Annotated in this window: 7 protein-coding genes and 2 tRNA genes; 5 read left to right on the plus strand and 4 right to left on the minus strand. The window is 67.7% G+C overall.

Annotation, left to right across the window (positions count from 1 at the left end):
- Nucleotides 1-26 precede the first annotated feature (26 nt).
- Nucleotides 27-1736, minus strand: coding sequence for a methionine--tRNA ligase (metG, locus tag CLG85_RS10885; RefSeq protein WP_095882954.1), 1710 nt, complete (start codon nt 1734-1736; stop codon nt 27-29).
- A gap of 343 nt (nt 1737-2079) precedes the next feature.
- On the opposite strand from metG, the gene CLG85_RS10890 reads away from it, so the two are divergent.
- Nucleotides 2080-2169 (plus strand) — tRNA-Ser (locus CLG85_RS10890).
- Nucleotides 2170-2324: 155 nt separating this feature from the next.
- Here CLG85_RS10890 and CLG85_RS10895 read toward each other — a convergent pair.
- Nucleotides 2325-3005 carry a spermidine synthase gene (locus CLG85_RS10895; protein ID WP_095882955.1) on the minus strand — a complete coding sequence of 227 codons (681 nt, stop codon included), beginning with the start codon at nt 3003-3005 and terminating at the stop codon, nt 2325-2327.
- Between the two features lie 189 nt (nt 3006-3194).
- Nucleotides 3195-3281, minus strand: a tRNA-Leu gene (locus CLG85_RS10900).
- Between the two features lie 199 nt (nt 3282-3480).
- Here CLG85_RS10900 and lipB point away from each other — a divergent pair.
- Entirely contained in the window at nt 3481-4146 is a 666-nt protein-coding gene (lipB, locus tag CLG85_RS10905) for a lipoyl(octanoyl) transferase LipB (protein ID WP_095882956.1), read from the plus strand.
- 1 nt (nt 4147) lies between these two features.
- Here lipB and CLG85_RS10910 read toward each other — a convergent pair whose 3' ends face one another.
- Complete coding sequence (locus CLG85_RS10910) at nt 4148-5044, minus strand: LysR family transcriptional regulator (protein WP_095882957.1); 897 nt, start codon at nt 5042-5044, stop codon at nt 4148-4150.
- Between the two features lie 190 nt (nt 5045-5234).
- Between CLG85_RS10910 and CLG85_RS10915 the strand changes: the two genes are divergently transcribed.
- The 3 genes from CLG85_RS10915 to CLG85_RS10925 form a co-directional block, all read left to right on the plus strand.
- Nucleotides 5235-5999 carry a VOC family protein gene (locus CLG85_RS10915; protein ID WP_260348876.1) on the plus strand — a complete coding sequence of 255 codons (765 nt, stop codon included), beginning with the start codon at nt 5235-5237 and terminating at the stop codon, nt 5997-5999.
- Nucleotides 6000-6003: 4 nt separating this feature from the next.
- On the plus strand, nt 6004-7041 hold the full coding sequence (locus CLG85_RS10920) for a glutathione S-transferase family protein (protein WP_260348877.1): 1038 nt from the start codon (nt 6004-6006) through the stop codon (nt 7039-7041).
- 139 nt (nt 7042-7180) lie between these two features.
- A partial coding sequence (locus tag CLG85_RS10925; RefSeq protein WP_260348878.1) for a slr1591 family oxidoreductase occupies nt 7181-8443 on the plus strand: 1263 nt, incomplete at its 3' end.

Here is an 8443-nt window from a genome sequence, read left to right on the forward strand (position 1 = left end):
CTTCAGATTTGCCAGCCGCAGCCGGCTCAGCGTGTCCCGGCGAAGCGCTCCTGCCAATCTTCGCGCTCGGCGTCGGTGATCTTGCGGAAGGTCACCTCGGGCACCTCGAAGGCGTGGCCCGCGGGCAGAACGCCCAGCGCCGCATCGAGATCGCCCGGCCAGCCGTCGTCTTCAGTCTTCAGCGCCGCCAGCAGCTGCGCCGATGCATCGGGGATGAAGGGCGAGGAGATCACCGCGTAAAGGCGGATCATGTTCAGCGCGAGGCGGATCTGCATCGCCGCCGTCTCGGGGTCGGTCTTGAAGGTCGACCAGGGCGCGGCTTCCTGCAGGTACTCGTTGCCGAGCACCCAGGCGGCGCGCAGCGCGCCGGCGGCCTTGCGCACCTCATGCGCTTCCATCTGCGCCTCGTACTCGCGGATCTTCTCGGCGAGGTCGGCAATCAGCTTGGTCTCGAGCGCGCCCATGGCGCCGCCCTCGGGGACCACCTCGCCGAACTTCGAGCGGCAGAACTTGGTGACGCGGCTGGCGAAGTTGCCCAGAACATCCGCGAGGTCCTTGTTCACCGAGGCCTGGAAGTTCTCCCAGGTGAACTCGGCATCCGAGCTTTCCGGCGCGTGGCTGAGCAGCCACCAGCGCCAGTAGTCCGCCGGCAGGATCTCCAGCGCCTGGTCCATGAAGACGCCGCGCCCGCGCGAGGTGCTGAACTGGCCGCCATCGTAGTTCAGGTAGTTGAACGACTTGATGTAGTCGACCAGTTTCCACGGCTCGCCGCTGCCCAGGATCGTGGCGGGGAAGGTCAGCGTGTGGAAGGGAACGTTGTCCTTGCCCATGAACTGGGTGTAGGTCACGTCTTCCGCGCCCTTGTCAGTGCGCCACCAGCGTTCCCAGTCATCGCCCTTGCCAGCATCGACCCATTCCTGCGCGCAGGCGATGTATTCGATCGGTGCGTCGAACCAGACGTAGAAGACCTTGCCTTCCATGCCGGGCCAGTCCGCGTCGCCCTTCTTGACCGGGATGCCCCAGTCGAGGTCCCGGGTGATGCCGCGGTCCTGCAGCCCGTCACCGTCGTGCAGCCATTTCTTGGCGATTGACGTGGTCAGCACGGGCCAGTCGGTCTTGCTGTCGATCCAGGCCTCGATCTCGTCCTTGATCTGGCTCTGGCAGAGGTAGAGGTGCTTGGTCTCGCGCATCTCGAGGTCGGTCGCGCCCGAGATCACCGAGCGCGGGTTGATCAGTTCCACCGGGTCGAGCTGCTTGGTGCAATTGTCGCACTGGTCGCCGCGGGCGTCCTCGAAGCCGCAGTTCGGGCAGGTGCCTTCGATGTAGCGGTCCGGCAGGTAGCGCCCGTCGGTGGGCGAGTACATCTGCGTCTCCGACACCTCGCGGATGAGGCCGCGCTCGGCCAGCACCCCGGCGAAATGCTGGGTGAGCTTGTGGTTCTGCGGGCTCGACGAGCGGCCGAAGTGGTCGAAGCTGAGGCGGAAGCCCTCGGCGATCTTCGACTGCACCTCGTGCATCTCGGCGCAATACTCGGCCACCGGCTTGCCGGCCTTGGCGGCGGCGAGTTCGGCGGGGGTGCCGTGCTCGTCGGTGGCGCAGAGGAAGAGCACCTCATTGCCGCGCGCCCGCTGGTAGCGCGCGAAGAGGTCGGCAGGAAGCTGGCTGCCCACGAGGTTGCCGAGATGCTTGATCCCGTTGATATAGGGGATCGCCGAGGTGATCAGATGACGTGCCATGTTCGTCCCGCGAATGAATCTGGAGTTGTCGCGCTCTTAGCGGATGTTGCCCGGGCTTGCCAGTGCGGCGGCAGGCGCGCTCCACAGGGCGAGGGTGCGCGCCCTGCCGCCTCTGGTGCGCCCACCCCGAGGGCCCTGCCCGTGCCTGCACGCGCGGCGGGCGCGAAAGGGCCGGATTCCCCGACCCAACTGGCCGACACTGCCCCGGAGGCGCCGCCCCGGCTGGTTTTCCCACGTCGGTTCAACGCATCATTTCAATCGGTTTTCCGCCGCGTGGAAATTTTTTCCCGACAGGCCAGTTTCGCCTTGTGGTCCCCATGTTCGCTTGGATATACGCGTCAGCGGAGACGTGGCCGAGTGGTCGAAGGCACACCCCTGCTAAGGGTGCAGGCGGGAAACCGTCTCGAGGGTTCGAATCCCTTCGTCTCCGCCATTCACCCAACATGGCACGGCATTCCGGCGAAACACCCGGCTCGCATCGCGCATCGCGCGTCACCCTCCCGGCAGCCCGCTCCAACAGTCCAGCACATGACGCATGGCCGAAGCCTCCCGGCGCAGACCCGCGAGAGCGTGCGCCGCGGAACGCCCTCAGGCGCCCTTGCGCCGCGCGATCCACACCGTGTGACGCGATCCGCGCTTGGTTCGGCCCGCCCGCACCATATGCGCCCTGGCCTCGAAGCCGTTGCGCCCGAGCCGGCGGGTGAACCCCTCGTCAGGATGCGCCGACCAGACCGCGAGGACCCCGCCCGGGGTCAGCGCCCGATGCGCCATCTGCAGGCCGCGTTCGCCGTAAAGCGTGTCATTGCCTGCACGGGTCAGCCCGCCGGGACCGTTGTCGACATCGAGCAGGATCGCATCATAGACACCCTGCGCGGAGCGGATCTCCGCGACGACGTCGCCGGCCCGGACTTCGACCCGCGAATCCTCGAGGCAATTCCCGAAAACCGCGCGCATGTGGTCCGTCGCCCAGGCGATCAACTCCGGCACGATCTCCGAGACGATGAGCTGCGCGCCAGACGGCGCGACCGCCTGCGCGGCGCGCAGGGTGAAGCCCATGCCGAGCCCGCCGATCAGCACGCGCGGCGCGGGGCGGCCGGTCAGCCGCTCGAAGGCGAGTGTCGCCAGCGCCTCTTCGGAGCCGCCGAGCCGACTGTTCATCAACTCGTTCCCGTCGCTGAGGCGGATGGAATACTCCTCGCCGCGCCGGAACAGACGCAGCGTGTCACCCTCGGGGGCGGTGGCGGTGGCGAGAAGATCCCAGGGAAGCATCTGCAGGTCCTGTCGTAAGAGCTGTGCCCGGCCTAGCCGATCCGCGGGTGGATAGAAAGACGCGCACCCAAGACGCGGAGCAGACCGCGGCTCACGCGACAGCCGGATATTTCGAACGGGATTTCCAAGTGCCCTATGGGCGCTCAACACCCCAACGGGGTTGGCTTTTCTTCAATCTCAGGAGAGAGATGGTGCGGTCGAGAAGACTCGAACTTCCACGGGAGTTACCCCACAGCGACCTCAACGCTGCGCGTCTACCAATTCCGCCACGACCGCACTGTCTTGACTTGGTGAAGCGGTCTCTAACGAAGCCCGCGGGGGATGTGAAGAGGAAAATTGAACCTTTTTGCGAAAACTTCACACGACCTTACGGCAACCTGCGAAAGACCCGCTTTTCGCCCCTCGGTCGGGACCGCACGCGCCGCCGCGGCCCGCTCTATTGACCGACGCGGGGAATGCTCCTACTCGCTCGGGTATGGTTGAATGGATCACAACAGACGGGCTGACCGGCTACGACGAGGCCGTTGCCTTAATGGAAGCACGCGCCGCGGCGATTGCCGCTGGCGAGGCCCAGGAGCTCATCTGGCTGGTCGAGCATCCGCCGCTTTATACCGCCGGCACCTCGGCAAAGGTCGAGGATCTGCGCGAGCCGGACCGCTTCCCCGTCTTCGACACCAAGCGCGGCGGACAGTACACCTATCACGGCCCCGGCCAGCGCGTGGTCTACGTCATGCTCGACGTCGGCAAGCGTGGCCGCGACGTGCGCCGCTTCGTGCAGCAGCTCGAGGCCTGGGTGATCGCCGCGCTCGCCGAGTTCAACGTCACCGGCCATATCCGCGAGGGCCGCGTCGGTGTCTGGGTCGAACGCCCGGACAAGCCACTGCTGGCGGACGGCCGCGTGACCGAGGACAAGATCGCCGCCATCGGCATCCGCCTGCGCAAATGGGTGAGCTTCCACGGCATCTCGATCAACGTCGAGCCGGACCTGTCGCATTTCGGCGGCATCGTGCCCTGCGGCATCACCGAGTACGGCGTGACGTCGCTGGTCGATCTCGGCCTGCCGGTGACCATGGACGATCTCGACGTCGCCCTGCGCCGCAGCTTCGATGAGACCTTCGGCACCCTGCCTTGCGAGGCCTGAGCTACCCCGCCAGCAGGTGAGTCTTCACGTCCTCGGCGGCGAAATCGACCAGCGCACGCACCTTGCGGGGCAGCACGGCGCCCTCGAGATAGACCGCGTGCAGGTCGTGCACGGGCTTTTCCACCTCCGCCAGGACCTCGACCAATCGCCCGACCTCGATGTCGGCGGTGACCACGAATTCCGGGCAATAGGCGATACCCCGCCCCGCCAGCGCCATGTCCCGCGCCACGCGGGCGCTGTTCACCGCGAAACGGCTGGCGATCTGCACCTCGCGCAGCGCGCCCTCGGAACCGAAGCGCCAGCGCGGGCTGCGCTGGTTGCTGTCGTGGATGCAGGCATGGGCAGAGAGCGCTTCAGGACCGTCGGGCACCCCAGCCTCGGCGATATAGGCGGGGGAGGCCACGAGCTTCATGCTGAAACGGCACAATCGCCGCGCCTTCAGAGTGTTGTCGGTCAGCGTTCCGATGCGGAAGGCCAGATCGATCCCCTCCGACGCAAGATCGGTATAGGCATCCGATAGCCGCAGCTCGACCGACAGCTCCGGGTGTGGCACGGCGAAACGGCTCAACAGGTCGGCGGCGTAGATCTCGCCAAACGTCAGCGGCGCCGCCACCCGCAGCACGCCCGAAAAGCCCCGCGCCTCATCCTCGACCGAGCCCAGCAGTTCCTCCAACTCCTCCAGCCAGGCCGGCGCCCGCGCCAGCAGCTTCTCTCCCGCCGGCGTCAGCCCGACCCGCCGGGTGGTGCGCTGCAGGAGCCGCGTGCCGAGCCGCGCCTCGAGTTCGGCGACGTATTTCGAGGTGAGCCGGTTCGACACCCCCATGCGCTCGGCTGCAGCGGTGAAGGATCCGGTTTGCGCCGTGGCGACGAAGGCGCGGATCTGGTCGACGATGTCCATGGCATATTCCGAACGTAGCGAGGATAGTATTACCACATACTCGCCATTTCTTTCCGAAAGGCCAGACCGCATATTCCCCTCAACGGCAGCGAGCGCTGCCACCCCCTTCCCGCCCCGCGGGACAGCATCTGGAGAGAGATCATGGCAACCAGCGACGCCCCCCCTCGACATCGGCCAGGTGAGCCTGACCGTGAACGACCTGACCAGGGTCGGCGATTTCTACCAAACCGCGCTCGGCCTCGAGAAGTTGAGCGATGACGGCACCGAGGCCCGCTTCGGCGCGTCCGGCCGCAGCCTCATCGCGCTGCGTCAGGACAAAAGCGCGCCACGCCATTCCCCGCGCGAGGCCGGGCTCTTCCACACCGCCTTCCTGCTGCCCTCGCGCGCCGATCTCGGCGCCTGGCTTCACCACGCCGCCGAGACCCGCATCCCGCTGCAGGGCGCCTCGGACCACCTCGTCAGCGAGGCACTCTACCTCGCCGACCCCGAGGGCAACGGCATCGAGATCTACATAGACCGCCCGCGCGACCAGTGGACCCACCGCGGCGGCGAGATCGAGATGGCCACCAACCACCTCGACCTGCAGGATGTCGCAAGCAGTGCCACGACCCGCTGGAAGGGCGCACCCAAGGGAACTGTGGTCGGCCACGTCCACCTGCAGGTCGGACGACTCGACCCAGCCGAGGCCTTCTATGCCGAGACCCTCGGAATGGCGGTGACCAACCACTACCCGGGCGCCACCTTCTACGGCTCTGGCGGCTATCACCACCACCTCGCCTCGAACATCTGGAACAGCCGCGGCGCCGGGCCGCGCAATGGCCCCGCCACCGGGCTCACCGAGATCGAGCTGCGCGGCACCGCCGCAGAGATCGCCGCAATCCGCAGCCGCGCCCCCGCCGAGACCCCGCTGACCGATCCCTGGGGCACCACTTTCACCCTGAGCCAGAAGGACTGACCCCATGCTGATCGACGGAAAATGGACCGCCAACTGGCAGCCGGTGCAGAAAGCAGACGAAAAGGGACGCTTCGTGCGGCAGGAGTCGAGCTTTCGCAACTGGATCACCCCAGACGGCAGCGCCGGTCCCACCGGGACCGGTGGCTTCAAGGCCGAGTCCGGTCGCTACCGGCTCTACGTGGCGCTGATCTGCCCCTGGGCCTCTCGCACGCTGATCGCCCGCAAACTCAAGGGCCTCGAAGAGATCATCCCGGTCACCGTGGTGAACCCGCGGCTCGATGACCAGGGCTGGAGCTTCGGCGGCTTTCCCGGCGCGGAGGAAGACCCGCTCTACGGCGCGAGCTACCTGCACGAACTCTACACCCGTGCCGACCCGCACGTCTCGGGCCGCGCCACGGTGCCGGTGCTCTGGGACGAGAAACAGGGCGTCCTAGTGAACAACGAGAGCGCCGACATCGTACGCATGTTCGACACCGCCTTCGAGGCGATCGCCCCGTCGGACCTCCGTCTCGCCCCAGAGGATTTGCTCGCGCAAATCGACGAGGCCAATGCGCAGATCTACCCGCGCTACAACAACGGCGTCTACAAGGCCGGCTTTGCCAGCACGCAGGAGGCCTATGACGAGGCCGTCACCCAGCTCTTCGAGGAAATGGCCCGGATGGAGCAGCACCTGTCAGATGGCCGGCCCTTCTACTTCGGCGACCGGCTGACGGAGACCGACATCCGCATCTTCGTCACCTCGATCCGCTTCGATGCCGCCTACCACGGGCTGTTCAAGTGCAACATCAAGCGGCTCGAGGATCACCCCCACCTGCACGCCCACATGCTGCGCATGCTGAACACCGGCGGCATCGCAAGCACCGTGGACCTCGACCACATCAAGGCGGGCTACTACGGCATCAAGGCGCTCAACCCCCCCGCGCATCATCCCGGCCGGCCCCGCCGGGATCGTCGCGGAGGTCGCGAGAGCACAGGGCAACCGCGTCTGATCTCACGCGACCGGCCCGGCCCCTTCTTCTCTTTGCAAATACGCCGGGGGTGAATTGGCCGAAGGCCAAGAGGGGGCAGCGCCCCCTCGCGCGCGGCTGCAGACACGCGGGCCGACCCCGGAGGTGGGCATCCCCCCTCCCCCTCCCGGCACGAGCCGTGCTACATCCCGGGCCGACCAGCCGGAGATCTCCATGCGCGCGCCCAGCCTGCCCCTCACCCGCGACCTCGTCCTCATCGGAGGCGGCCATTCGCACGCGCTGCTGCTGCGCATGTGGGGGATGAAGCCACTGCCGGGCGCGCGGCTGACCGTGATCAACCCCGGCCCCACGGCACCCTATTCGGGCATGCTCCCTGGGTTCGTTTCAGGGCACTACGCGCGCGACGAACTCGACATCGACCTGGTGAAGCTCGCCCGCTTCGCCGGGGCGCGGGTAATCCTCGGCGCGGTGACCGGCCTCGACTGCGCCGCAAGGCAGGTCCAGGTGGCGGGCCGCGCGCCCATCGGCTTCGACCTCGCCTCGGTGAACATCGGCGTCACCTCGGCCATGCCGGACCTGCCGGGCTTTGCCGAACACGCCCTGCCCGCCAAGCCGCTCGGCCCCTTCGCCTCGGCCTGGGCGGCGTATCGGGACGGCAGCGGCGCTGCCTCGGCGGCGGTGATCGGCGGCGGCGTGGCCGGGGCCGAGCTTGCCTGTGCCATGGCCTTTGCCCTGCAACAGCGCGGCCGCCCGGCGCAGGTGCACCTGATCGAGCGGGCCACCGCAGTCACCGCCCTGCGGCCCCGCGCCGCTTTGAGGCTGCGCAACGCGCTTGCCGCGCAGGGCGTCACGCTGATCGAGAACGCCGAGGTCACCGAGGTGACCGATCGCGGCCTGCGCCTTGCCGACGACCGCGAGGTCGACGCCGCGTTCGTCACCGGTGCGGCGGGTGCCCGGGCGCAGGGCTGGCTGCAAGAAAGCGGGCTCGACCTGCAGGATGGCTTCATCAAGGTCGCCCCGACCCTGCAAAGCTCTGACCCCGCGATTTTTGCCGCAGGTGACTGTGCGCATCTCACCGAGACCCCTCGCCCCAAGGCCGGGGTCTTCGCGGTGCGCGAGGCGCCGATCCTGCTGCACAACCTGCGCGCCGCGCTCGAAGGTCGCACGGACCTTCGCGCCTACCGCCCGCAGCGCGATTACCTCAAGCTGATCTCTCTGGGCCGCAAATCGGCGCTTGCAGACAAGGCGGGGCTGGCCCTCTCCGGCCCGCTCATGTGGCGCTGGAAGGACCACATCGACCGCACCTTCATGCGCAAGTTCAACGACTTGCCGCAGATGACGCCGCCGCCCCTGCCCCGCCACCACGCGGAAGGCATGGAAGAGGCGCTCGGCAGCAAGCCCATGTGCGGCGGCTGCGGCGCCAAGGTCGGGCGCGACGCGCTGGCCTCGGCGCTGTCGATCCTGCCCGCGCCGGTG

The sequence above is a fragment of the Alloyangia mangrovi genome (assembly GCF_002300555.2).
Classification (GTDB): domain Bacteria; phylum Pseudomonadota; class Alphaproteobacteria; order Rhodobacterales; family Rhodobacteraceae; genus Salipiger; species Salipiger mangrovi.